This window comes from Pontibacter burrus, assembly GCF_010686685.1.
Taxonomy (GTDB): domain Bacteria; phylum Bacteroidota; class Bacteroidia; order Cytophagales; family Hymenobacteraceae; genus Pontibacter; species Pontibacter burrus.
This window is the reverse complement of sequence record NZ_JAAGWD010000003.1, coordinates 205,162-228,497: the sequence shown is the minus strand read 5'-3', so window position 1 is coordinate 228,497 and position 23,336 is coordinate 205,162. Positions and strand designations below refer to the sequence as shown.

The window sequence follows — 23,336 nt, the reverse complement described above, 5'->3', positions numbered from 1 at the left end:
CACGAATCGCAAAATCCTGTACAGGATTAGTAAGAGCTAATACTTTATTGACTTATATTTTGCAAGTGATACAGATATTAGCTAAGATGGTACCAGCATGAAGGTGATCCCATTCAAAATACCAAAGCCAAGCAGAGAGCTTATCCGCTACCAGGTGGATTGCCAGCCTTACTTCTATGATAAACTGCACCAGCACCCCGAAGTACAGTTGAGCTGTATTCTGGAAGGCGAAGGAAAGCTGATCGTGGGTGACTATATCGGCCGCTTCGGGCCTGGCGATATTTTCCTGTTGGCCCAGAACGTACCTCATGTGTTCAGAAGCGATGATGTGTATTACCAACCGGAGGAAGGCAAGCAAAGCCATAGTATTATTGTGTTCTTTGACCTGCGCGCCTTTGGAAAAGAGTTCTGGGCATCTGAAGAGCTGCAGGAAGTAAAAGGTTTTTTTGAGCACCTGAATGGTTGCTACCGGGTGCTTGTAGAAGGCAGGAACGAGTTTATAGCACAGGTACAGCAACTACAATACAAAAACAAGCTGGAAAAAGTAGTGGGCTCATTGCACCTGGTTGATGTACTGATGCACAAGGCCACGCTGCAACGCCTAAACCTGGCCGACCAGATGCAGAACCTGAGTGAGCGTGAAGGCAAACGCATGGAGCAGGTACTACAGTTTCTGGTAGCAGAAAGTCACCGGCAGCTCAGCCTGGAAGAAGTTGCCTCGGTTGCCAATATGAGCCGCGAAGCCTTCTGCCGTTTTTTTAAAGATCGTACCCGCAAAACACTGGTTACTTTTTTGAACGAACTGCGTGTAAGCAACGCTTGCCAGGCACTGCTGCACTCTGACCAAACTATAGCCAGCATTGCTTTTACCTGCGGGTTTTCAAACCTGTCGCATTTTAACCGTGTGTTTATCAAAACCATTGGCAGTACCCCCCGCGAGTTCCGCCGACAGACAACTATAAATAAAGTATAAACCTAATCTGACACAACTCATATGTTTGATGCAACTACTTATACACAACGACGCCAGCAACTGAAGCAACAACTTGGCGGAGGACTTGTACTGCTCCTGGGCAACGAGGAGGCCGGTATGAACTATAAAGACAACTGGTATCCTTTTTACCAGGACAGTACTTTCCGTTACTATTTCGGGCTGGACCTTGCTGACCTGACGGGAGTCATAGACATAGACCGCGATGAAGTAATTCTTTTCGGGCCGGAACAAAGTATAGATGATGTGGTTTGGACAGGCCCGTTGCCTAGCCTGGCCTCTCTTGCCGAACAGGTAGGTGTACATAACGTAATGCCAAACGGGAAAATAGCTGACTACCTGGCTGGAGCAAATAACCTGCATTATCTGCCACCTTACCGACCGGAGCACCAACTTAAACTTCAGGCCTGGACCGGAAAAACTGTTTTAGAACCAAGTTTACCACTGATAGAAACTATAGTTGCGCAACGCTCTATTAAATCTGAAGCAGAAATACAGGAGATTGAAAAGGCGGTAACGTTTACCTCGCGCATGCACCGCAGCGTAATGCAGTTTGCCCGTGAAGGCATGAAAGAACATGAAGTAGCCTCCGAAGCGATTCGTTATGCGGAAGCAACAGGCAACCTCCTCTCCTTCCCGGTAATTTGCACCACGCAGGGTCAGATCCTGCATAACCACTACCGCGGCAATACCCTGAAGGCAAACGATATGCTCCTGCTCGATGCTGGTATCCAAACGGCAGCAGGCTACGCCGGCGACATGACCCGTACGTTCCCAGTTGGGCCAACATTTACGGAGCGCCAGCGCGAATTATACCAGGTAGTATTGGATACACACGAAGCGGCCATGGCTGCCCTGAAGCCAGGTATGTTGTATAAAGATGTGCATCTGCTGGCCTGCCGCAAACTAACAGACGGACTGAAACAAGTAGGACTGATGCACGGGGATACTGATGAAGCTGTGCAGGCCGGCGCGCATACCATGTTTTTCCAGTGCGGCCTGGGCCACATGATGGGCATGGACGTGCACGATATGGAAAACCTGGGCGAGCAATACGTGGGTTATACTCCGGAACTGCGTAAGAGCACCGAATTTGGGCTGAAGTCGCTGCGCCTGGGCCGAGCACTAGAACCGGGCTTTGTGCTGACGGTGGAGCCGGGCATCTACATTATTCCGGAGTTGATCGACATGCGCCGCAACGACAAAGTAGCGCAGCAATTCATCAATTTTGAAATGCTGGACACTTATCGTGATTTTGGTGGCATCCGCATTGAGGATGATCTGGTAATAACTGAGTCCGGCAGCCGAATATTAGGTGAGCCACTACCTAAAACTATAACTGAAGTGGAGGCTATAAGACAACAGGCATTGTAAACTATAACACAAACTATAGTTGCTCAGGAACTGACTATGTGCAGGAACATGAGCAACTATAGTTTGTATAGAAATGACTTCAAGAACTATAAAAGCTATAGTTTAGAGTACCCTTCTAAAGATGCATAACAACTATAGATACGCGGAAAACACAAGGGCTGAAACTCAGCTATAGTTTATAGTTCAGTGGCATTGCAACATCATAATTCCTGCCTATACTTGTGAAATCTAATTCCAATAAAGATGAGTAGTAGAACCAGATATGTTGCCCTGCTACGCGGCATAAATGTAGGCGGCAAGCATAAACTTCCAATGGCCGACCTGAAGAAAGAAATGACTGCACTTGGCTTTGCAAATATCACCACACTTCTAAATTCAGGTAACGTCATCTTCGATGCTGCTACAGGCAATGAATACGAATTGGAAGAACAGATTGGCTCTCATCTGCAACAAGTCTTCGGTTTTCCGGTGCCTGTCTTAATCCGAACGCATGAAGCGATCCTGGAATTGATCGACCTGGAACCTTTCAAAGACATTATTATAACCAACGATACCCGGCTTTATGTTTCTTTCCTGAAAGATGCCCCAGAAGTGAAACTGGATCTTCCATGGACTTCAATTGACGGTTCTTTCCGGATACTGCATGTATGCAATAAAATGATCTGTACTGTGCTGGATCTTTCTGTAACGAAAACACCAAAAGGCATGGATGCACTAGAGCAGCTCTACGGGAAAAACATGACGACCAGAAACTGGAATACAATAGTACGTATTGCGGAAACTGTTAGCAAACAATTAAGTTAAGCACGTTTTTCCTTTAGCAACCTTGTAGCCGAATCTGAAGCAACTATAAGTCCTGCAGCCAGCATAATCACATCTTTCAGCACCAGCCTACCTGCACCCGACAAATAAGGAAATCCATAGTCAGGACCACCCAGATTGGGCACATATACCTCTGGCGTTGTGATCAGGAATGACAACGTAACCAGCGACATTCCGAAGGTTAGCAAACCGCCAAACAATCCGATGCTGGCATTAAAGATACCCAGCAACGTTAAAATGCCAATGATGATAATAACGGCACCCAATGCATACGAGAAAATGTAAGTGCCATTCTCCTGGTGCCAGGCTATGTTTTTGGGCACTACCTCCCCTTCCTTGTTCTTATACTGGGCATATTCAGGAGCCTCTTTGGTATAGAAGAAACTCATGAACGGACTGTTCGCCACAAACGGCACAATGCCATCTGCCTCGTACTGAAACGCCTTCAGACCGCCGATCCAGGCCATCACTATAAAAATTGAAATCCGGATAAGATGAATGAAGTAACGCAGAGATTCTGCTAAGGTGTGAAGCAGGTTTTGGAATGTATCTTTCATAGTTACAAAACTACGGTCTGCTTAAGCCCCGCAACATGGACAGATCCGGCTATCTCATGGACAAATCAGCCACGATAGAGATGCCAACCTTCTCGCGGAAAACAGTTGGCGATACGCCGGTATGCTTTTTAAAGAAACGGCTGAAGTAGTGTTCATCGGAAAAATTAAGTACAGCAGCTACCTCTTTTACACTTTTGTGTGTAAGGTGTAATTGCTTTTTGGCTTCCAGCACCACCCGCTCCTGCAGCAATTGCAAGGGCGATTTACCAAAATACTTTTTACACTTTTTTGCAAAGGTACCCGGGGCCATTGCTAGTTCAGCAGCATAAAAGTCGGCGCTGCGGTGGGTAATAAAATGTAGTTCCAACAGCTCCCGGAATTGTTCGATTGGCTGTGGTGGCAGCGTAGTAACCAGATCCTGTTGCTGCCTTTTTATACGACTGCCGATGGCCAGAATCAATTGCAGGTACGTTCTGAGTATGGGCTCGGAATAAGGCTGATTTAAAGCGGTCTCACTTCTGATCTTGTCGAAGATCGCATCTAATTCGTTATCGAATAGCGGTATAAAGGGCTGTTTGTAGATATTGTTGAAAAGCAGGCCATTGCAGGCTACTTCCTGTTTGTGATATTCGATGCAGTAGAAATCGCCATGAAAGGCAAGCTGGCGGATAGGCAGGTCTGTATCACTGGCTATAGTTATGTACTGGTAAGGCGAAGTGAAGAGCGCAATTTTACCACTATAAGTATACTCTACAAAATCGATACTGATGGCTCCGCTGCCTTCCAGAAGAAAGATATTATAATACTCCGAAACCAGCGGTTGTTTATACGACTGACAAGACAGTTCCTGTAGTTGTAATAAAGTTTCGTTTACATGCATATCACGGGGCTTAGCAAAAGTAACAGAGCGGTATTTTGAAAAGTTTTGTATTCCTGCTCTTAGCAACTATAGTTGTAACCAGTAACTGGCGCTAATTTCGCCTTTTTAAACTATAGCTGTATTGCTTAAACTATAATATCACAAAACTCATTCCGCTGCCTGCATCAATTACATTGTCGTATCAGAGAAAATATTAATTTGCGCACTGCATTCATCTGCTTCTACCCAAATGATCTTATACAGCGACCATATCATTCAACTTGATTACATCCCTGACGACGACGTGCTTGTAACATCGTTGCAGGAAGAACGGGATTATAATGCGGATGATGTGCGCAGCGCGTTCAGGTCTATTGCTGCCTATATCAAGGAATACAATATTTCGAGGCTCTTGCTCGATTTCAGGCGAAACACATTAGACCTGGCGATTGGTGAATATAAGTTTACGGTGGCCCAACTTACGGTTGGTTTATTACAGACTTCGTTGCAGCGAGTAGCCCGCGTAGGAACTGATGATCCCAAACGAGAAAATAAAATACAGACCATGTACGAAGAAATAAAAGCAGCTGTACCTATCCCCATTGCCGTGCGTATGTTCCCTTCCTGGCAGGAAGCTTATGATTGGCTAACCGAAGAGTAATAAACTGGTGAGTAAGCTATAGTTTATAGTTTGCTGAAGAAGTTAATAAAAAAGAGACCGAATAAATCCGGTCTCTTTTGCTTTTTACTGCACTTTGGTGCTTTTTTCAGTTTCCTTTTCCCATCCATCCGGGCGTTTCCAGCGCACAGGTGGAGCAGGTTCTGGCTTCAGTTGCACCTCATTTGTCTTCAGCAGATTCAGGGCTTCCTCTACGGCACGTTCCAGCTGCGGGTCGCGCCCTGCAATTACATCGGCAGGCTTGTTCATTACCTCGATGTCAGGCGCTACGCCATCTCCTTCTACAGCCCATTCGCCCTGTGCATCCACAAAGCCGCCGCGTGGAGCTACCATACGGCCGCCATCAATGAACGCTGGTGTGTCCCAGGTCCCTACCAGTCCGCCCCAGGTTCTGGTGCCTACCAGCGGCCCGATCTCCATTTTGCGGAACAGGTATGGCAGTAAGTCGCCACCCGAGCCGGCCATTTCGTTTATGATCATCACTTTAGGCCCCCAGATACCGGACATAGGTGTAGTGAATGGACGGTGGTCGCCTACTTTGCTGTTGAAGTAACCGTGCAGATCGCGGTTCATGATGTCTACCATATAATCTGCTGCAGATCCGCCTCCGTTGTTGCGCTCATCAATTACGGCACCTTTTTTATCCTGCTGCCCAAAGTAGTAGCGGTTAAAAGAGGTATAGCCCTGCTGGCTGGTGTTCGGCACATATACATAAGCCAATTTGCCACCCGAGAGCTGATCTACCTTGCGGCGGTTGCCTTCTACCCAGGCTATTCTGCGCAGGCCGCTTTCATTATTTGTTGGCACCACTGTAACCAGGCGAGAGCCTTCCATAGTTGGCTTGCTGTTGATGCGCAACACAGTTTGCTTACCTGCCGTGGCCTCAAAGTACTTGTAGATGTTTTCCGGAGCCTTTACGTCTACTCCGTTCACTGCCAGGATATAGTCTCCCTGCTTTACATTAAGCCCTGGCGCTCGCAGCGGTGCACGTAAATCCGGGTTCCAGGCTTCGCCATCGTAAATGCGGCTGATACGGTAATAGCCATTATGCTCTTCATAGTCAGCACCTAAAAGGCCAATTGGCACTGTAGTAATATCCGGGAAATCACCACCAGAAGTGTAGGAATGCCCTACAGATACTTCGCCACCCAGGATATCGATGATGTAATGCAGTTCTGAACGGTGACGCACATGATCTACCCACGGGCTGTACCACTGGTAAATTTTATCCCATGGTGCACCGTGCACGTTGTTCACATACAGGAAATCACGCTGATAGCGCCAGCCTTCCTTAAAGATCTGTTTCCATTCAGCCATCGGCTCAACTTTCACCTTCAGGTCCGTTAATTTCAGCCTGCCATCTCCCGCTTTTGGCGCAGCACCGGTAGTGCCAACTATATGCCAGTTACTGCCGCTACGGTAAAGCATGTTTTTGCGGTCGAAAGAAACAGTGGCTTCGTTTACCTGCGTTATAAATTCGGTCGGTTTCTGGTCTTTCAGGCTGTATTTATGCAGCGTTTCTCCGGATGCATTTGGTATGCTTTCCAGGTAAAACACGTGCCCTTCGGGGCCGGTAAGCAGGGCCGTATAGTTACGGGCAGGCACATCAATCGGGATAATGCGCTGGTCCAGGCCATCCATATCGATGCGCACCTGTACGGCAGGTTTCTCTACCTTTTCATCGGCCTGCTTCTTGTTGTCATTCTTTTTGGTTGCCGGCTTTTTCTGCTGTGCTTTGCCTACCTGCTCCTCTTTCTGCTCCGTGGCACTTTCTTCGTCGCTGCGCGGCAATAAAGGAGAAGGCGTATCTTTTGCCAGTACCATCATGTACAGACTTCTTGTAACCGGTCTGTCGTAGCTGCTCATGTCCAGCCATCCTGTGTTCAGGCCAAAGTTTGTGCTGGCAAGGAAGTACAGGTATTTGCCGCTCTCATCCCAAACCGGTGAAATAGCATCTGCCATTCTATCGGTGAGTTGCAGGGTCTGGTTTGTTTCCACGTTGTGCACCTTCACAGCTTTAAACTGATTTTCCAGCAAACGGGTATAGGCAATCCACTTACTGTCCGGCGACCAAACCGGCGTCATGGTGCGGTTAGGATGCGCGTAGCCTTCCGTATCAGCTTTCCTGATCTTGCCACTGCTTACCTCCACATACCACAGATTATAGTCTGTATCGGTAAAGGCAATGTAGCGGCTGTTCGGCGACCACTCCGGTCTGAAAAAGAAAGTCGGATTCGGGATATCTATCGCGCGGGGTTTAGTCAGGCCATCCTGATCACCGATCATGAGCTTGTATTCGCCGCTGGCATCAGAGAACCAGGCAATCTTTTTACCGTCAGGTGACCAGGCCGGGTAGCGGTCTGCGGCACCGGTAGAGCGGGTAATGTTTCGCCAGTCTCCGGCTTCTTTCGGTACAGTAAATATTTCGCCACGGTGCTCAAACACAGCTCTTTTCCCGGTCGGGCTCAGCGATGCATTGGAAAGACGATTTGCAGGAACGTCCATCCAGCGTTCACGCGCCCAATGGAAATCACCTTTCACTTCTATAGTCAGCTGTTTTGTGTCGTTTGTTTTGGGGTTAAGCAGGTGCAGGTATCCGCCCTGCTCATATACCAGCATACCGGCTGCAGCATCAACACTTTTTACATCAAACTGCTTATGAAAAGTATGCTGTTTTACTTCGTTGTTCTTCGGGTTATAAGACCAGATGTTGCTGGTAAAATCACGCTCAGAGATAAAGTAAACTATACCGTCGAGCCATACCGGATCTGTGTGCCGCTCCTGGTTTGCCTGTGGTGTAAGTTTCAAAGAGTAATCTTTCATGTCCACAATCCAGATGGGCTGTGCCTGTCCGCCGCGGTAGTTTCGCCACTCTGCATCCCAGAAGTTGATCGGCTGATAGGCCATGTAGTTTCCGTCTGGCGAGAGACTGCCTTTACTTGCCTGTGGTATTTTGAGCGCCTCCGGCATACCGCCTTTTACAGATACCTTATAAAACTTAGAGTTAGCCGTAGGGAAACCTTCTCTGGAAGAGACAAAGATCACAGACTGTCCATCAGGAGCCCAGCCTGTTACCTCATCGCTGTAAGGGTGCCAGGTAAGCCGCTGCGGTTGCCCGCCTTCCGTTGGTATGAGGTAAACGTCGGTATTCCCGTCATACTGTGCCGTAAACGCGATCCATTTGCCATCCGGAGAGAAGTGCGGGTTGGTTTCGGCCCCTTCATTAGAAGTCAGGCGACGCGCCTGCCCCAGGTCGGTAGCTCCGGCTTTGCGGTCTGCTATCCAGAGGTCGTTGGCATAAACAAATGCAACATGTTTTTCGCTTAAGGTGGGTTGCCGCAGCAGGCGTGTACCCTGGGCCATACCCATCTCGGGCACTAGCAGCAGCGCACCAAAGGCTGTCAGGTGAAAGAGTTTTTTCAATCTCATTATAAAAGGATTAGTTGGGATAGCTAAATATACAAAAGATTGAATATTAAACTATAGTTGAGGTAAACAGATCGCTAAGCTTGTTTTCGAACATTAGAGGGCTGCTAGTGTAAAACTGAATTTATTCATTTATGCTTATTGAAAACATGCCCTTGCTTAAAAGAGTAGTTATAACAAGATATGATTAGCAGCTAAGCCATGAGGTACTCTTCTAACCTTCAAATAAAGCATGTATGAGCAAAACAGGTAGTACTACAAAAAAATCGCTCGGATTAGATGTAAATGGCCCCGTGTTCTGGTCTTCCATCGTGATTGTGGTAGTAAGTATTTCCCTGGTGCTTATTTTCAGGAAGGGTGCGGAAGAGTTTTTTAGCAGTTCCCAGGCCGCTATTACTGCTAACATGGGTTGGCTGTTCATACTCAGTGTAAACATCTTCGTGGCTTATTGCCTTTATATGGCCTTCAGTAAGTATGGTAAGATAAGATTGGGAGGCCGGGACGCTAAGCCTGAGTTCAGCACTCCGGCCTGGTTTGCCATGTTGTTCAGTACAGGTATGGGCATTGGCTTGCTGTTCTGGAGTATCGCTGAGCCCATAAATCACTTCCAGACACCTCCACTCGGAGAGCCCGGCACGCCAGCTGCAGCCCGCCAAGCCATGAACTTCACTTTTCTGCATTGGGGTCTGCATGCATGGGCAATTTATGGCTTGATGGCCCTGGCGCTGGCATACTTTACCTACAACCAGCAGCTGCCTCTAACGGTACGATCAGCCTTTTATCCTTTCCTGGGAGAGCGCATTCATGGTATTGCCGGGCATGTGATCGACATCCTGGCCGTAATCGCAACGCTTTTTGGGCTAGCAACCTCGCTGGGCCTGGGAGTACAACAGGTAGCAGCAGGTCTGAACCATGTGTTTCCTGCCATTGTAAATAATATCACTACCCAGATCATACTTATCATTGTGATTACGGGCATTGCGACTATTTCTGTTATAAGCGGCGTAGAAAGGGGCGTGCGTATTTTGAGTGAATGGAACATCCGCATTGCCCTGTTTATACTTCTCGCTGTGATGGTGCTGGGCCCGACCGTATTTATCCTTGGCTCCTATGTGCAGAACACCGGCTCTTACATCGGCAATTTCCTGCAACTTTCTTTCTGGAACGAAGCTTATAGTACCCGGAACTGGCAAGGCTCCTGGACCGTTTTTTACTGGGCCTGGTGGATCTCATGGGCTCCATTTGTAGGTATCTTTATTGCGAGAGTATCCAAAGGAAGAACGATAAAAGAATTTATACTGGGTGTACTCATCGCTCCTTCCCTGTTGTGCTTCCTGTGGATGACGGCTTTCGGCAGTACTGCCCTGCGCGCAACACTGGCTGGCGACCCTACTATTGCGAACGCCGTGGCATCGGATATGTCTACAGCTTTGTTTGTGTTCTTTGAGCAGATGCCATTTTCGATCGTTCTTAATGTAATTGGAATTATTCTGGTGGCCTGCTTCTTCGTTACCTCCGCTGACTCCGGCTCGTTGGTGGTGGTTAGCCTAACTTCCGGAGGCAAACGTGATCCATCTGTTGCGATCCGTTTGTTCTGGGCACTTGGTGGCGGGGCCATTGCAGCTGTGCTGTTGCTGGGCGGAGGTTTGCAGGCACTACAAGCGGCAGTTATCATTACCGGTTTACCTTTTGCCATTATCCTCCTGCTGATGTGCTATAGTTTATTCCTGGGCCTGCACGAAGAGGCTGAAGAAGAAGCTAAACTTGGCAAAGCACAGCAGCGCAAGGCTTACCAGCAATTGGTAGCCGAAATGCTGGCCCGTCGCGCCCAGAAACAAGGTGCCAAAACAACCGGAGCCAGTCAAGATAATCCTGAATTACCTAACACTGACACGCTATGATTACAATAGATGCCATGATGGTTTGCCTCGACCTGAGCGACCTCGATGAGAAACTCATTGCCTTTTCCCGGTCCGTCTGCGAGCGACTTCAGGTCCGGAAGGTGTACTTTGTGCATAATATCAAACTCTATGAGCTGGCAGATGACTTCAGGGAAATGCTAGGAGACCTGGACCTCAGCGAAGAGGTAGAAGCCAACATCGCAGACATTGTGTCTGAGCAGTTCTGCAACGCAGCTGATTACGAAATACTGGTAAGCCAGGAGCCTAACACCGAAGTAATACTGGCCGACCTGGTAAGGCGATATCGTATCAAGCTGGCGTTATTAGGTAAAACAGTTGGTCGTAAACGCTCCGGCGCACAAGGAACCAAACTTCTTCGCATACTACCCTGCAGCGTGCTTGTATGTCCTGAAACGGTCAGCTTCAACGTCCGGAAAGTACTTGTGCCTATCGACTTTTCAGATACTTCGGTATATGCACTCCGGCTTGGCAAAGCGTTATCGGACTTGTTGGGATTGCAGCTGGAAATTATGCATGTATACCGGTTGCCCTCGCAATTTTTCCCACTCATTTCAGAAGAAGAGGCTGTAAATAAAGCGGTGGAAGTAGTAAACGGGAAATTTACCGACCTGCGAAAGCGGCATCCGGAAATAGCCGATGTACCTTATACCCTGGTCCGTGCGGCTAACAAAACTATAGCAGAGCGCATTGGCATGCAGTTGGAAAAAGGCCACCACGACCTGCTTATACTTGGCCTGAGAGGCAACAATGCGTTTCCCGCATTAGGCCTGGGAAGTGTTTCAACCGAAGTGTATAATTCAGATATTAATATACCGCTGTGGCTGGTGTACTCTGAGGAAGCAATCAGGAAGTAAGCGCTACGATTTTTTAACTTAATACAAATGCCCGGTTAGGTGGTATGTTTATGACACCTATAGTTTGCTTTAACTATAGAATATTTAGAAACTATAGTTCAAACCCTTCGCGCATGCCGTTAAGGTGCTCGTAACAAACCGGGCTGTTGTATTCCCCGGAATTGTCCTCCTCAGTAAAACTATAAAAATTAAATTCAGGCGAAAGTACGTGGAATACCATCAGTAGAATATCATCAGCTGCTGTTTTGTCTTGCTGAATAGCCTGATAATAATCTTTCAGGTTGATGTAGATAAAAGGAAGGGCATCTGAAGGTAGGCTCTTAAGGTAAGGCGCTATGGATGTGTTAATGAAGTAGCTGTCACTCTCCTTTGACAAGCTACCTGTTTTCCGGTTTTTAAAATCCAGTAATAGTTGTTTGTTGCTTAAAATTAAACGTTCAAAGTCAAGAGCATCAAACACACACCACTCGTGACCAGTGGTAATGATCAGTTTCTTCAGGTGAATTTCACTGACAGACCGCTCCGCTAAAAACGCCAAAACAAGCTCGTGTAGCGCCTTACAGTTTTGGATGTTTGGTTCAGGAGTTAAACTATAGTTTGTTGGTTCTGCAACTTTCAACAGCACTGCAGTATTGCTTTCAGCATCCTTTCCGGCCTGAATTGTCAGGCAATTACCATCTCGACCATCTATAGAATACTTATCATAATAAACACACTCGAGAAAGCTGTGCAACTTGTTCTTCACATGCTCTAAACTATAGTTCGTAGTCATGTGGCTCAGCAAGGTTTGGAATGCGCGTTTAAAGTCTGCCTCCATGGCATGCGGTATCTTGCCTGTAAGGTTTGCCTCGAAGGGCGCCAGTTTAGGGTGTAGGATGATGGACGGCATGGCAGGCAGTTTAGTTCTATAGTGACTCAGGCTAAAGCACAAAACAGCATTTGTGCTGGCCTAAAACTTTATACTATAAAAGTAGCAGATAGATTTAAAAACGGATCTTTCGTCTCCGGACTTAGTCACAGGACTTCCTTATTGCAGGGCCTCTTCCCCTGCCTAAGTGCAGGACGTAGACTTCGCAGGTCACAACTTAAAACCTGGTCATCCTCAATCAAACTATAGTTAGACCAAAGAGAATAACAGTACAAATGTTACTTACGAAATCTACATCCTGCACCCGGGAAAAGTGAAGCTATAGTTGCTTTAGTAAGCCGAAGCTGTTGTCAGCAGTTCCATATCGTCCTGGCTAAGTTTTACCTGCACTGCTTCAGAGAAGGCTTTCAGGTGGCTGCTTTTGGTAGCGCTGGCAATAGGTGCTGTTACGGCCGGATTATTCACGAGCCAGGCAAGCGCTACACCAGCCTGCGAAATCTGGTATTTATCAGCCTGCTTATCCAATGCATCCAGAATACGCAGGCCTCTTTCGTCAAGGTATTTCTCTACCCCGCCACCACGTACACTTTTGCTCAGGTCTGCTTTGCTTCTGTACTTGCCGCTTAAAAAGCCGCTTGCCAAAGAGTAGTATGTAATCACGCCAAGCCCTTCAGTTTTACAGATCGGTCCTACTCCCTGCTCAAATCCTTTGCGGGCATACAGGTTGTATTCCGGCTGAAACACTTCGTAGCGCGGCAGGCCCTTCTGGCGGCTGGCATCCAGCGACGCCTGCAAACGCTCGGGCGATAAGTTGGAAGCCCCAATGTAGCGCACCTTACCCGCATCAATCAGCTTTTGATAAGCGCCCAGGGTTTCTTCAATAGGTGTCACGTCATCATCCCAATGGGTTAGGTACAGGTCTATCTGCTCTGTCTGCAGCCTTCTCAGCGAATCTTCAGCTGCTTCCAGAATATGCTTTGCCGAAATATCTTTGTGCCCCTGCCCCATATCAGAGCCCACTTTCGTGATCACGGTAATATTGTCTTTATGTCCGCGCGCCTTCATCCACTTCCCGATGATCGTTTCGGACTCACCGCCGCTGTTTCCGGGAACCCAGGTCGAATAGGCATTTGCCGTATCAATGGTATTAAAGCCCAGTTCTACAAACTCATCCAGTATTGCAAAAGACTCCTTTTCGTTCAGGGTCCAGCCTAAAACGTTGCCGCCAAAAACGATGGGTGCCGTGTATAGTTCTGTATTTCCTAATCTTCTTTTATCCATGTTGTTATTGGGTTTACTTCTGGAGTTATATTAATAGTTCACTTTAATTACAGATGTATTAACCTGCTGGTTAAAGGCTTTGTTTTAAATGGGCCAATATTACAGTGTTCCTGTATCTTATAAACTATAGTCAGCAGCTTATTTACTTAAAAATCAGGTATTGGCAACAAGCCTCGCAGGCAACCCACACCTAAATATTTTTATATTTCACATGTTTAATCACAAGCCTCTGAATAGCATCACAATCTGAATACACCGGTCAGAAATTACAGTATTAAAATATTAAAATCTGTTTAAATCAACATATTAGGTTTAAACCCCTTCACTAAATAATGTACTCTTTTGTGAACCACTCTGGTTCACCGCCGTAAACATACAGCATGACCTGAATTAGTTTAATACTATTTTAGTCAGCAAAATAATACGTTTAACTTAAATGGTTTAACTATGAAGAAGGTAATGTATTCGATCGGGCTTGTGAGTGCAATTATGTTATCAGCCTGTTCATCAGATAAAAATAGAGGTACAACAGCAGAAGTTTCTGACACTAACACAACAGAAACAACAGACACCGGCATGTCTGGTGAATTTAAGAAGTCTGAAACAGCAGAAATGGCTGGTTCGGCAAGCACAACTACAGGCACTACCGGCACTACCATGGATGATGCTACCAGAGACGCATCCTATCAGCAACACGCCCAGATGATATCAGACCAGATAGCGCGAGATCTGAAACTAGATGACAAAACCGCTGCCAAAGTAACCAAAATATACTATGAGCGAAATAGACAGATAGGCGAACTGGAACAAGGCACATCTTTAAGCGCGACACAACGGATGGGGGGCCGTACAAACGAAACGACTGGTAATACTACCGAAACAGCACGGAATAATACGAAAACCAACACAAACAAAAGCAGCACAAGTGCCCGGGATACAGATGTTACAGGTATAGGCACACAGCCTAAAACAACTACCGACAGAGCAACTATAGACAAGACCACTGAAAGTGAACTAAAAGCGGTGCTTACGCCACAACAGTATCGCCAGTATGAGCAAAACCGCAATAAGTACAATAGCATGCAGTTCAACAATACTGACATGAACCGCAATACTGACATGAACAAAATGAACCCAGGGGGCACGAACAGCAACCTGAACAATAACAATAATAATCAACTAAATAATAATCAGAATAATAACCAAAACAATAACACCAACCGGAATAAAACCGGCACTGGAACTGGTACCCAAACTGATCGCCCAACTGGCGGTAATTAATGGATTGGTATAACAGATGTAATAAAAGGCTTGTGCTTTCGGGTACAGGCCTTTTTTATTATGCAATAGTGTATAGTTACAAAACCCTGCGTTTTTCCAACATAAAATCAAGTTCTTAGTTATTACCAGTTAAACTATAGTTGCGTACTATAAACCACTGCACTTTGTAACTATGAGAAATATTAAAACGCTTGCCATCCTGAATGCCATCTCCTTTCTGTTGCATTTAACACTGTCTCAGCTCACGCAACTAAAGTTGTTTAATAACCAGACCATTGGCAGTGTTTCTGCTAAGTATCCGGCGCTCTTTACACCTGCGGGAGTCACTTTTTCGATCTGGGGACTGATTTATATTGCCTTACTTGTCTTTTGTATTTACCACCTGGTAAAAGCCTTTAAAGCAACGCCACATCACCAGGCTAACACAGACCTGCTGCAACTGGGTTACCTTTTTATCATTAATAACCTGGCCACTGCAGCCTGGACCCTTGCCTGGGTTTATGAGGGGCTGATACTCTCGGTTGTACTGATGCTGATTCAGCTGGCTACGTTACTTGCTATGCAGCTTCGGTTACAAATTTATGATGCTACCCGGCCTCCTGCATCGCGCTGGCTGACGTATGTTCCTCTTAGCTTATATTTTGGCTGGATCATTATTGCCACTGTGGCCAATATCAGTGCTGTGTTAGTGGGGCTTAACTGGGATGGGTTTGGCCTTACAGATGGTACCTGGGCCGTAATTATGGTAATTGTTGCTACGCTTATCGTAGGCTATGTGGTGCTCGTCCGGAGCAATCCGTTTGTGGGACTGGTAGGCATATGGGCACTTTATGGCATTATTCTAAAGCAACTGGATTCAGGGTTAGCTGAAAGTCAGCAGATAATAACGGTGGCCTGGCCTGGGGTAGCGCTGTTGGTACTTTTGGTACTGGCCATCTCGTACCGCAACTTAACAGGCACAAAAAAAGCCCGCATAAATGGGGCACCAGAGGCAGCAGCCAACCAACTATAGCTGCTGCACTTTATGCTTTAACCTGGCGCCTCAGCACCAGCCTGCATTTAATCTTTGAGCCAGTTCAGGGCTTCGTCCCGGGTGCTGAAAACCTTAACCTGGAACGGTGGATTCTCAGTTCGCAGCAGGTGTTCTATACTATAGTACATGCTTGTTTCTCCGGCATCATTCTCAGCTTCGAGTCGTGCCAGCTTTTCAACTCTTGTTTTCTCTATTCCTAGCAGTAACTGGGAAGATAATGCGAGGTTCTGCTCGTGGTTAACGGATAGAATGGAACTGGTCAGGTTAAGCAGTACACGCTTAATATCATAGTTATGGATAATCTCTACCATTTTATCCATATGGTCCTTAATTTCCGTGAAAAGGAAATCATAAAAATCAGGGTAGGTTGCTTCCAGAATATCAGTAACCGGGTTATAATGAAGTTTAAATAAGCTGTTTTCTAATAATATCATAAGTGTTGTAAATACCTTTAAGCTAACTAGATAAAGACACTTTAAAGAGTCAAATAGTTTATGGCTGGTGGCTATAGTTGGCCTTTTAAGAAAGAAACTTGATGCATCCAAACATATTCTTTACAGAATGCTATAAAAACCTAATATATAGATATAACGCATTGCAGATTAAACGTATAAAGAGTATTATTTCATAATGGAAAAACCTGCTGAAAGCAGAAAGGTCAGCAGCTAACTTTCACCCTTACGCCTTCTGCAAAGTACACTAAGCCTCTTTTCTACCCTTTAGTTATAGATAACCGTAAAGGCTCCTTACCCTGGGAGCCTTTATTTTTTTCGGCATACCCTGAAAACAAAAAAACGGGACATAATCCCGTTCTTTATACATACATAACCTTGTAGTAGTAGTGGCAGTTAATTTAAACCTTCGTCGGTTCGGCAACTGACTGGCCCTTTAAATTTCCGACTGCATGTGCGTTAATAATATCTACCCATTTTTGTGCAAGCACAAGCTCCAGGTCCAGCGTAAAACTCTCTCTTGAACTATAGAACTCCAGCATCTGTGCGGGGCTTTTCGCGCCTTTAAAAGCCAGTTCTATTGCGATGTGTTCAAAAATCCGGTTATTATTCGTGTCATTATACAGGCTCGATAAGGTGCTTTTCTCCACCTGGTTCAGGTCAACAACCACTTTTCTGTCCCCGTTTTCCTGTTGCTTCAGGTAGGCCAGTTTATTTTGGGTAGTGTCGATGCCAATGGCAAAACGTTGGTTCCAGTGGTCGTACTGGCTGATGTTTAATTGCTGCCCGTCAATTTCTGAAAGGCTGTTTAAGATATGATTCGATTTCCGCTTGTTGCGTAGTCTTACAATAATAAAAGGGATAGTTACCAGGCAAAGGGCAACTATAGCAATCAGGATTTCCTGTGATTTCATCTTCGTTTAATTTAAATATAAAGCAATGCAAGGCAGCCCGGTCGTGTTGCCGGGTTACCAGGATAATAAAGGATGAGCAGTATGTTTTGCCCTTATTTAAACAGGAAGATTGTTTACCAGAAATACTGGAAAGGAAAGATAATATCGCGGCTGGTTAAGCTGAGCGCAATATTTTTAGAAAATAAAATGTAGTGCGAAACCGCATGTTGCAGCCGGACTTCCAGCGTAAAAAAGCTAATGACAAAAAGGTCGGCTCGCTCTCTATACTGCCCGTATGTTGAAGGTGTGAGGCTGTTCAGGCCGGCCTCTGCATCCTGGGTTACAAACTTGGTTAGGTTGTTCTTCGCATAGCTGTTCCGGTTTGGCTCAAAGCTGCTTGTTTTCTCATGTACCGGAACTGGAATAGCACATCTATCTACTGCGCAAACAAACGGAAGCACAGTAGCCAGTAAAACAAAAAGATATTTATGGAAAGATGCCATGTAAACAAAGATACCAAATTTGGCGGATTTATTATAACGCAGTAAAGCGCCCCGGTTATTGCGGCCTGCTTAACTATAGTTCATGCATTTAACCTGCGTTAGCATAAGGCAGCCCGAAAATCTAAGCCATAGCAGTACATAACAGAGAGGCAAGGAATAGCAGATTTTTTACTGAACTATAAATCGGGCACCGACAAAGCTACATACAATAGAAGCGTGCGCGGCTAACTATAGTTCCGGATTTGTAACGCTAATAACCTGCTCTGCATCTAACAGGATAGTTGCTGGCAACTATAGCACAGACTACTTCCGGATATGATACTCAGGAATTATACATTGATCGGTAATTCGCGGGCCGCCGCCCTTGTATGCAAAAGCGGCTCAATAGACTGGTGTTGCCTGCCTGAATTTGATTCTCCCGCACTGTTTGCCGCCTTGCTTGACGAGGAGAAAGGCGGGCATTTTACCATCCGACCTATCGGAAACTATAGTTCAGAGCAACGCTACCTGCCCGACACAAATGTTTCAGAGATCGTGTTCGAGACTGAGCAGGGAACCGTAAAATTACTGGATGCATTTACCGCGCAAACAGAAGAGCAGAAAACCATAGCGCTGCAACCTGATCATGAAATTCTGCGCTGTGTGGAAGGGGTTTCCGGTTCAGTTACCATGCAACTTGAGTATGTTCCCCGCCTCTATTATGGCAAGCTGCCTCCAAAACTTAAGAACTATAGGCAGCTGGGCATACAGTGCACCTGGAAGGAAAATATCTACAGCCTGCACACCACCCTGCCCCCGGAACAGCTTATGGTTAACGAAACCAGGGTTACTGCTACTTTTACCGTACATGCCGGAAAGCGCGTACTTTTCGCGTTAGCATATTCCAGCCAGAGCCCGGCCATAATACCAGAGCTAAAACAAACGGGCTGGTACCGGATGCGGCAAACGGTAACGTTCTGGCAACACTGGATTGCGGATTGTAACTATAGCGGGCTTTACCTGGAACAGATAAAACGGAGCGCCCTCACCCTGAAACTGCTCTCACATGCGCCATCCGGGGCTATAGTTGCGGCACCAACCACATCGCTTCCAGAATCGGAAGGCGGCGGACGAAACTGGGATTACCGGTACTGCTGGCTCCGAGATGCGTCTTTTACGGTGAGGGCACTGGTAAAGCTCGGTTTCAGAAACGAGGCAAATGCTTACCTGAACTGGATTCTGCACGCCACCCGGCTTACGCAGCCAAAACTACAGGTGGTTTATTCCGTGTTTGGCCATGCTACGCTAAAAGAGAAAACCCTGGACTGGCTGCGTGGCTACCGAAATTCGAAACCTGTACGGATAGGAAATGGCGCAGACAAGCAGTTTCAGCTGGATGTGTACGGCGAAGTACTGGATGCTATTTATGTCTATGCTCCTTTTGAGGCTCCGGACAGAGCCACCCAAAAATTTGCGCTGGGACTCGGCAACATTATCTGCAAACTATGGCACCAGCCCGACAACGGCATCTGGGAAATACGCTCGTCTATAGTTCGGCATACGCACTCTTTGGTAATGGCCTGGGTCGGGCTGGACCGGCTCATAAAACTGGCAGAAAACTATAGCTGGAAAGATGTGTCATTGGAAAAGTACAGGCAGGTAAGAGCTGCCATACAGGCAACTATAGAACAGCAGGGGTACAACACTACCATCGACTCATACACCCACGAACTAAGCGGTGACATGGTAGATGCCAGCCTGCTTACGCTTTCACTGTCCGGTTACTGCAACGCTGCATCGCCGCGCATGCTTGGCACAACCCGCCTGATTATAGAACGCTTATCCGAAAACGACCTGCTTTACCGCTACCGCAGCATAACAGACGGGCTTACTGGGGATGAAGGCGCTTTTGTGATCTGTAATTTCTGGCTGGCCGAAAACCTGGCCCGGGCTGGAGAACTGGAAAAAGCTATGCATATTTTTGAAACCACCCTGCAGCACGCCAGCTATAACGGCCTATTGTCTGAAGAGATAAATCCGCACACACATGAGCTGCTGGGCAATTACCCACAGGGCTTCTCGCACATCGGGCTCATCAGTGCGGCACTGGCTATAAATGAAGTCTACAAGCAAACCACTGTAAACGCATGAACATCTCCGATCTGATATTGTGGGGCTTTGCCGCTACGCTGGTGCTTACCACGCTGATGGCGGCTTCCAGGCCACTGGGCCTCACACGCATCGACCTGCCTTTTATGCTTGGCACCGTTTTTACATCTAACCGGAATAATGCCCCCTGGATTGGTTTTATGGCTCACCTGGTGATGGGCTGGCTTTTCGCCCTGATCTATGGGGTCACTTTTGAGAACACAGGGCTGGCAACCTGGTGGTTTGGAGCAATTATAGGTCTGGTGCACGGTGCGGCGGTTTTAACCGTCGGGCTGCAGGTGCTCAATTTTATTCACCCCCGGATGGCACGCCCTTACCAGGGGCCTACTCCTACGCGGCAACTTCAGCCGGCCGGATTTATGGCACTAAACTATGGAACCGGAACCCCGCTCGTTACGCTGCTGAGTCATCTGGTGTATGGTGGCATTCTGGGCATGTTCTATAGTTAAATGGCTTGTTTTATAAAAAGCGAATAAGTTGTAACCGATCAACTATAACTTCATCTAATTACTAAAATCACTTCAAAAACTGAAACTATGAAAACATTCAAATCATTAACCGGCTGGGCTGCAAGTATCGTTTTTTGCATCAGCATGTTTCATCTGCCTGCTTTTGCGCAGGAAAAACCCACCTTATCAGATGCTGAAGTGGCGTCGGTAGCTGTAGTCGCTAACCAGATCGACATTAATTATGCAAAGCTTGCAAAAGAGAAATCTAAAAACGCCGATGTACTGAAATTTGCCGAAACTATGGCCAGCGACCACAAAGCTGTAATAGACCAGGCTGTTGCGCTTGTCACAAAACTAGGCGTTACGCCAAAAGACAATGCCGTAAGCAAACAGTTACTTTCCGATGCCGATAAAACCATGAAAACACTGCGTACAAAATCCGGCAGAGCGTTTGACAAAGCATATATTGACAATGAAGTAGCCTACCATAAAGCTGTAATTTCGGCAGTGGAAGGTTTGCTGATTCCGGAATCGGAAAATGCAGAATTAAAAGCCCTGCTCCAAAGTATAGTTCCGGCCTTGAACGCGCACCTGGAACACGCCCAGATGGTACAGAAACAATTCAGTGGTAAATGAGGACTGCAAAAACGATATTTCCCATAGTTGTATTCCTGGCCGGTATCATCCTTTACCTGCCGGTTAACTTTACTACTGCGCCCATAGCTAAACCCCAAACACATGTTGTGGAAATAAAGCAGATGAAATTTAACCCGGCAGAGCTAACCGTTAATAAAGGGGATACAGTAGTTTTTGTAAATAAAGATGTACTCAGACACGATGCGACTGAAACCACCGGCAAGTCATGGAAATCACCCGCCCTGGCTTCCGGGCAGTCCTGGAAAGTGGTGGCAACAAAAAGTGCCTCGTATTACTGCAGTTTTCACCCGGTTATGAAGGGGAAGATTATAGTTAAGTAAAAGATTCTGCCTACCGTTGTGTGGTTGAGTCGCTGTAATAATGATGAGTTTGCTGCAGGTATAGCTTGCCATTGTCTCCTCTGACCTGCATGGTTATAGTTGGGGAGTTATTAGTCCAGCTTATCTGCAGAACACCGAAATTAAGTGCTCCTACCTGTTCACCAATCCGGTGCCTGTTACCCGCTCTTTTGGCTTCGCGGTAGTGCGTCATGCCGCTGGAAGTAATCTCATAGAGCGGGTACGGGCGATCCGGAAATTCCATTTTAGATAACTCTCCTACGTGCCGGTCGCCGGAAATAATGATCGGCACAGCCGGATCGGTTTGATGAATCAGGTTAAGCAACCGCCGCCGTGCAACCGGAAAAGCGGACCAATTGGTAAAGCTGCTGCTGGTTGGTAACACCTGCAGGCCGCTGGCAATGATGTGAATATCGGCATCGCTGTTCGTTAATTCTCTTTCGAGCCATTGCCATTGCGCTTCGCCCAGCACATCGCCTTTGTTGTTTGGCAGGTACAAGCCCAGCACATCCCTCAGCGGGTCACGATGGTACACGTCGTCTAACAGCAGAATTTTAACTTTACGGCCAGCTTTTTCCAGATCAAAGCTTCGGTAAATACCTTCCTGGCTGCGTACAGGCGCATCATCTGGCACATGCATAAAATCAAGGAAAAGCTGCTGGCTTACTTTCTTGTGCGGAAAATGCTTGTCTGCATTATCGCCGGCATAGTCGTGGTCGTCCCAGGTTCCGGTTACGGGGCAGGTTTGCAGTAGTTGTTTGTAGCCAGGGTGCTGTAGTTGGTGCCGGTAGTAGCGTTGCATCTGCTGCATGTCGTCGGTATCGGCGTAAATATTATCGCCCAGCCAAACCCACAGGTCCGGCTTTGCAGCTATAACATCATCCCAGAGTGGCTGTGCTTTAAACTGGTCGTTGCAGGATCCGAAAGCAATTGTTATAGTATTTGTTGCGTGTTGTGGCCAGGCTATAGTTGTACAGCCCAGGCACAATATGCAGCAAAATAAAAATCTGTAAAAACCCATAGTTTAAGCAGTGCTGACAGGATAAACTACAAGCCTTTAGAGTATTTTATGATAACGCCCCTACCCTTTTTACTGCCCTCGCTGGCGATGTACATTTCTCCGTTGCTGCCAAAGGTAATGCCCTCTGCCTGCCTGAAAAGCTTCTTATCCAGCTCAACCATTTTCAGGAGTTCTCCCTGTTCATTTAAGGTATAAAGCCTGTTGTTCACGGCATCCAGCATGTACAGCTCACCGGTTTGCGGGTGCACTTCCAAAGACGAAGGCTGCAACACATCGTACTTGCTGTTTTTGCTTTTAACATTTTGTAACTGTTCCTGGGCAAGCGGCACTTTAATAACCGGAGAGGTCTGCATGGTTTTGCTATCCAGCGCAAATGCATAAATGCCTTTTACATCGCCCAGTTGTTCATCATATCCTTTACAGGCAATCAGCAGGCGGTTGTTGGCTTTATCTAACGCAAGGCCTTCGGTGTTTTGGGTAGCGGCAAGCGCAGAGGCATATTCGGTAGCAACAGGATTACCGCTCCTGAAGTCATTTACTTCAAAAATAGCACCATCGCTGCGCAGAATATAGGCAGTACTACCATCAACCACAATGCCTTCATAGTCGCCAGGGCCTGCAAACGGAATTTTCTCTTTTATAGCTTGCTGCTGCAGGTCATACAGGAATATAGCACCTTCTTCATCCTGCACACAGGCCATCAGGTTGTCATCCAGCAAGGCAATACCGGATACTTCGCGCAATTCGGCCGGCAGCTGCCATTGGGCGGCGGCTTTTGCCAAAACATCTGTACCGGTTTCTGTAGTAGCGGCACTGGCTTTTTCAGACGAGTAAGCCTCACAGGCGGTTAATCCGGAGGCGAGTAAAATTGTAAGAGAGAGTGCTTTTAATGTTGTTGTTTTCATAGTTGTTTCAGGATTAGGGTTAT

22 protein-coding genes are annotated in these 23,336 nt (G+C 46.7%); 12 read left to right on the top strand and 10 right to left on the bottom strand.

The window, feature by feature from the left end; genetic code table 11:
- Positions 1 to 97 precede the first annotated feature (97 nt).
- The 3 genes from GXP69_RS08385 (at position 98) to GXP69_RS08375 (ending at position 3,169) form a co-directional block, all read left to right on the top strand.
- Positions 98 to 973, top strand: a complete 876-nt coding sequence (locus GXP69_RS08385) for an AraC family transcriptional regulator (protein WP_163914329.1) — start codon at positions 98 to 100, stop codon at positions 971 to 973.
- A 21-nt stretch (positions 974 to 994) separates the two neighbouring features.
- Positions 995 to 2,365 carry an aminopeptidase P family protein gene (locus GXP69_RS08380; protein WP_163914327.1) on the top strand — a complete coding sequence of 457 codons (1,371 nt, stop codon included), beginning with the start codon at positions 995 to 997 and terminating at the stop codon, positions 2,363 to 2,365.
- Positions 2,366 to 2,608: 243 nt separating this feature from the next.
- Positions 2,609 to 3,169 (top strand): DUF1697 domain-containing protein, encoded by a 561-nt coding sequence (locus tag GXP69_RS08375; RefSeq protein WP_163914325.1) that lies wholly within the window; start codon positions 2,609 to 2,611, stop codon positions 3,167 to 3,169.
- Here GXP69_RS08375 and rclC read toward each other — a convergent pair.
- Both rclC and GXP69_RS08365 read right to left on the bottom strand, forming a co-directional pair.
- Complete coding sequence (gene rclC, locus GXP69_RS08370; protein WP_163914324.1) at positions 3,166 to 3,744, bottom strand: reactive chlorine resistance membrane protein RclC; 579 nt, start codon at positions 3,742 to 3,744, stop codon at positions 3,166 to 3,168. The genes GXP69_RS08375 and rclC overlap by 4 nt on opposite strands.
- Before the next feature lie 49 nt (positions 3,745 to 3,793).
- On the bottom strand, positions 3,794 to 4,624 hold the full coding sequence (locus GXP69_RS08365) for a helix-turn-helix domain-containing protein (RefSeq protein ID WP_163914322.1): 831 nt from the start codon (positions 4,622 to 4,624) through the stop codon (positions 3,794 to 3,796).
- A gap of 229 nt (positions 4,625 to 4,853) precedes the next feature.
- Between GXP69_RS08365 and GXP69_RS08360 the strand changes: the two genes are divergently transcribed.
- Positions 4,854 to 5,264, top strand: coding sequence for an STAS/SEC14 domain-containing protein (locus tag GXP69_RS08360; RefSeq protein ID WP_163914320.1), 411 nt, complete (start codon positions 4,854 to 4,856; stop codon positions 5,262 to 5,264).
- Positions 5,265 to 5,348: 84 nt separating this feature from the next.
- Here GXP69_RS08360 and GXP69_RS08355 read toward each other — a convergent pair whose 3' ends face one another.
- Complete coding sequence (locus tag GXP69_RS08355; protein WP_163914318.1) at positions 5,349 to 8,711, bottom strand: S41 family peptidase; 3,363 nt, start codon at positions 8,709 to 8,711, stop codon at positions 5,349 to 5,351.
- Positions 8,712 to 8,944: 233 nt separating this feature from the next.
- Between GXP69_RS08355 and GXP69_RS08350 the strand changes: the two genes are divergently transcribed.
- Both GXP69_RS08350 and GXP69_RS08345 read left to right on the top strand, forming a co-directional pair.
- Positions 8,945 to 10,609, top strand: coding sequence for a BCCT family transporter (locus GXP69_RS08350; protein WP_163914316.1), 1,665 nt, complete (start codon positions 8,945 to 8,947; stop codon positions 10,607 to 10,609).
- Positions 10,606 to 11,484, top strand: a complete 879-nt coding sequence (locus GXP69_RS08345; protein ID WP_163914314.1) for a universal stress protein — start codon at positions 10,606 to 10,608, stop codon at positions 11,482 to 11,484. The genes GXP69_RS08350 and GXP69_RS08345 overlap by 4 nt, the downstream gene beginning before the upstream one ends.
- Positions 11,485 to 11,575: 91 nt before the next feature.
- Here GXP69_RS08345 and GXP69_RS08340 read toward each other — a convergent pair whose 3' ends face one another.
- Positions 11,576 to 12,373 carry a DUF7149 domain-containing protein gene (locus GXP69_RS08340; protein WP_163914312.1) on the bottom strand — a complete coding sequence of 266 codons (798 nt, stop codon included), beginning with the start codon at positions 12,371 to 12,373 and terminating at the stop codon, positions 11,576 to 11,578.
- A 309-nt stretch (positions 12,374 to 12,682) separates the two neighbouring features.
- A complete protein-coding gene (locus GXP69_RS08335) occupies positions 12,683 to 13,633 on the bottom strand; it encodes an aldo/keto reductase (RefSeq protein WP_163914310.1) in 951 nt (316 codons plus the stop codon).
- Positions 13,634 to 14,080: 447 nt separating this feature from the next.
- Between GXP69_RS08335 and GXP69_RS18945 the strand changes: the two genes are divergently transcribed.
- Together GXP69_RS18945 and GXP69_RS08325 are read left to right on the top strand one after the other, a co-directional pair.
- On the top strand, positions 14,081 to 14,914 hold the full coding sequence (locus GXP69_RS18945; RefSeq protein WP_204281961.1) for a hypothetical protein: 834 nt from the start codon (positions 14,081 to 14,083) through the stop codon (positions 14,912 to 14,914).
- Positions 14,915 to 15,086: 172 nt separating this feature from the next.
- On the top strand, positions 15,087 to 15,926 hold the full coding sequence (locus GXP69_RS08325; protein ID WP_204281960.1) for a hypothetical protein: 840 nt from the start codon (positions 15,087 to 15,089) through the stop codon (positions 15,924 to 15,926).
- 47 nt (positions 15,927 to 15,973) lie between these two features.
- Here the strand turns inward: GXP69_RS08325 and GXP69_RS08320 are convergent, their stop codons facing one another.
- The 3 genes from GXP69_RS08320 to GXP69_RS08310 form a co-directional block, all read right to left on the bottom strand.
- The gene (locus GXP69_RS08320; RefSeq protein WP_163914308.1) at positions 15,974 to 16,381 is read right to left on the bottom strand and encodes a hypothetical protein; all 408 of its coding nucleotides are present in this window, start codon (positions 16,379 to 16,381) and stop codon (positions 15,974 to 15,976) included.
- 419 nt (positions 16,382 to 16,800) lie between these two features.
- The gene (locus GXP69_RS08315; protein ID WP_163914306.1) at positions 16,801 to 17,313 is read right to left on the bottom strand and encodes a hypothetical protein; all 513 of its coding nucleotides are present in this window, start codon (positions 17,311 to 17,313) and stop codon (positions 16,801 to 16,803) included.
- A gap of 113 nt (positions 17,314 to 17,426) precedes the next feature.
- Positions 17,427 to 17,795 carry a hypothetical protein gene (locus GXP69_RS08310; RefSeq protein ID WP_163914304.1) on the bottom strand — a complete coding sequence of 123 codons (369 nt, stop codon included), beginning with the start codon at positions 17,793 to 17,795 and terminating at the stop codon, positions 17,427 to 17,429.
- 315 nt (positions 17,796 to 18,110) lie between these two features.
- On the opposite strand from GXP69_RS08310, the gene GXP69_RS08305 reads away from it, so the two are divergent.
- From GXP69_RS08305 to GXP69_RS08290, 4 genes are all read left to right on the top strand, one after another.
- A complete protein-coding gene (locus tag GXP69_RS08305) occupies positions 18,111 to 19,925 on the top strand; it encodes a glycoside hydrolase family 15 protein (protein WP_163914302.1) in 1,815 nt (604 codons plus the stop codon).
- Positions 19,922 to 20,392, top strand: a complete 471-nt coding sequence (locus GXP69_RS08300) for a hypothetical protein (RefSeq protein WP_163914300.1) — start codon at positions 19,922 to 19,924, stop codon at positions 20,390 to 20,392. The genes GXP69_RS08305 and GXP69_RS08300 overlap by 4 nt, the downstream gene beginning before the upstream one ends.
- An 87-nt stretch (positions 20,393 to 20,479) precedes the next feature.
- A complete protein-coding gene (locus GXP69_RS08295) occupies positions 20,480 to 21,028 on the top strand; it encodes a DUF4142 domain-containing protein (protein ID WP_163914298.1) in 549 nt (182 codons plus the stop codon).
- Positions 21,025 to 21,369, top strand: coding sequence for a plastocyanin/azurin family copper-binding protein (locus GXP69_RS08290; protein WP_163914296.1), 345 nt, complete (start codon positions 21,025 to 21,027; stop codon positions 21,367 to 21,369). The genes GXP69_RS08295 and GXP69_RS08290 overlap by 4 nt, the downstream gene beginning before the upstream one ends.
- 10 nt (positions 21,370 to 21,379) lie before the next feature.
- Here GXP69_RS08290 and GXP69_RS08285 read toward each other — a convergent pair whose 3' ends face one another.
- Both GXP69_RS08285 and GXP69_RS08280 read right to left on the bottom strand, forming a co-directional pair.
- Entirely contained in the window at positions 21,380 to 22,408 is a 1,029-nt protein-coding gene (locus GXP69_RS08285; RefSeq protein WP_163914294.1) for an alkaline phosphatase D family protein, read from the bottom strand.
- Positions 22,409 to 22,434: 26 nt separating this feature from the next.
- Positions 22,435 to 23,313, bottom strand: a complete 879-nt coding sequence (locus tag GXP69_RS08280) for an SdiA-regulated domain-containing protein (RefSeq protein WP_163914292.1) — start codon at positions 23,311 to 23,313, stop codon at positions 22,435 to 22,437.
- Positions 23,314 to 23,336 lie beyond the last annotated feature (23 nt).

Excerpts from the sequence above, each read along its gene's own strand:
- GXP69_RS08315 (WP_163914306.1), bottom strand. The coding sequence starts at position 17,313 with ATGAAATCACAGGAAATCCTGATTGCTATAGTTGCCCTTTGCCTGGTA.
- GXP69_RS08375 (WP_163914325.1), top strand. The coding sequence starts at position 2,609 with ATGAGTAGTAGAACCAGATATGTTGCCCTGCTACGCGGCATAAATGTA.
- GXP69_RS08285 (WP_163914294.1), bottom strand. The coding sequence starts at position 22,408 with ATGGGTTTTTACAGATTTTTATTTTGCTGCATATTGTGCCTGGGCTGT.
- GXP69_RS08385 (WP_163914329.1), top strand. The coding sequence starts at position 98 with ATGAAGGTGATCCCATTCAAAATACCAAAGCCAAGCAGAGAGCTTATC.
- GXP69_RS08280 (WP_163914292.1), bottom strand. The coding sequence starts at position 23,313 with ATGAAAACAACAACATTAAAAGCACTCTCTCTTACAATTTTACTCGCC.
- GXP69_RS08300 (WP_163914300.1), top strand. The coding sequence starts at position 19,922 with ATGAACATCTCCGATCTGATATTGTGGGGCTTTGCCGCTACGCTGGTG.
- GXP69_RS18945 (WP_204281961.1), top strand. The coding sequence starts at position 14,081 with ATGAAGAAGGTAATGTATTCGATCGGGCTTGTGAGTGCAATTATGTTA.
- GXP69_RS08350 (WP_163914316.1), top strand. The coding sequence starts at position 8,945 with ATGAGCAAAACAGGTAGTACTACAAAAAAATCGCTCGGATTAGATGTA.
- rclC (WP_163914324.1), bottom strand. The coding sequence starts at position 3,744 with ATGAAAGATACATTCCAAAACCTGCTTCACACCTTAGCAGAATCTCTG.
- GXP69_RS08310 (WP_163914304.1), bottom strand. The coding sequence starts at position 17,795 with ATGGCATCTTTCCATAAATATCTTTTTGTTTTACTGGCTACTGTGCTT.
- GXP69_RS08365 (WP_163914322.1), bottom strand. The coding sequence starts at position 4,624 with ATGCATGTAAACGAAACTTTATTACAACTACAGGAACTGTCTTGTCAG.
- GXP69_RS08355 (WP_163914318.1), bottom strand. The coding sequence starts at position 8,711 with ATGAGATTGAAAAAACTCTTTCACCTGACAGCCTTTGGTGCGCTGCTG.
- GXP69_RS08290 (WP_163914296.1), top strand. The coding sequence starts at position 21,025 with ATGAGGACTGCAAAAACGATATTTCCCATAGTTGTATTCCTGGCCGGT.
- GXP69_RS08345 (WP_163914314.1), top strand. The coding sequence starts at position 10,606 with ATGATTACAATAGATGCCATGATGGTTTGCCTCGACCTGAGCGACCTC.
- GXP69_RS08325 (WP_204281960.1), top strand. The coding sequence starts at position 15,087 with ATGAGAAATATTAAAACGCTTGCCATCCTGAATGCCATCTCCTTTCTG.
- GXP69_RS08360 (WP_163914320.1), top strand. The coding sequence starts at position 4,854 with ATGATCTTATACAGCGACCATATCATTCAACTTGATTACATCCCTGAC.
- GXP69_RS08295 (WP_163914298.1), top strand. The coding sequence starts at position 20,480 with ATGAAAACATTCAAATCATTAACCGGCTGGGCTGCAAGTATCGTTTTT.
- GXP69_RS08380 (WP_163914327.1), top strand. The coding sequence starts at position 995 with ATGTTTGATGCAACTACTTATACACAACGACGCCAGCAACTGAAGCAA.
- GXP69_RS08305 (WP_163914302.1), top strand. The coding sequence starts at position 18,111 with ATGATACTCAGGAATTATACATTGATCGGTAATTCGCGGGCCGCCGCC.
- GXP69_RS08335 (WP_163914310.1), bottom strand. The coding sequence starts at position 13,633 with ATGGATAAAAGAAGATTAGGAAATACAGAACTATACACGGCACCCATC.
- GXP69_RS08340 (WP_163914312.1), bottom strand. The coding sequence starts at position 12,373 with ATGCCGTCCATCATCCTACACCCTAAACTGGCGCCCTTCGAGGCAAAC.
- GXP69_RS08320 (WP_163914308.1), bottom strand. The coding sequence starts at position 16,381 with ATGATATTATTAGAAAACAGCTTATTTAAACTTCATTATAACCCGGTT.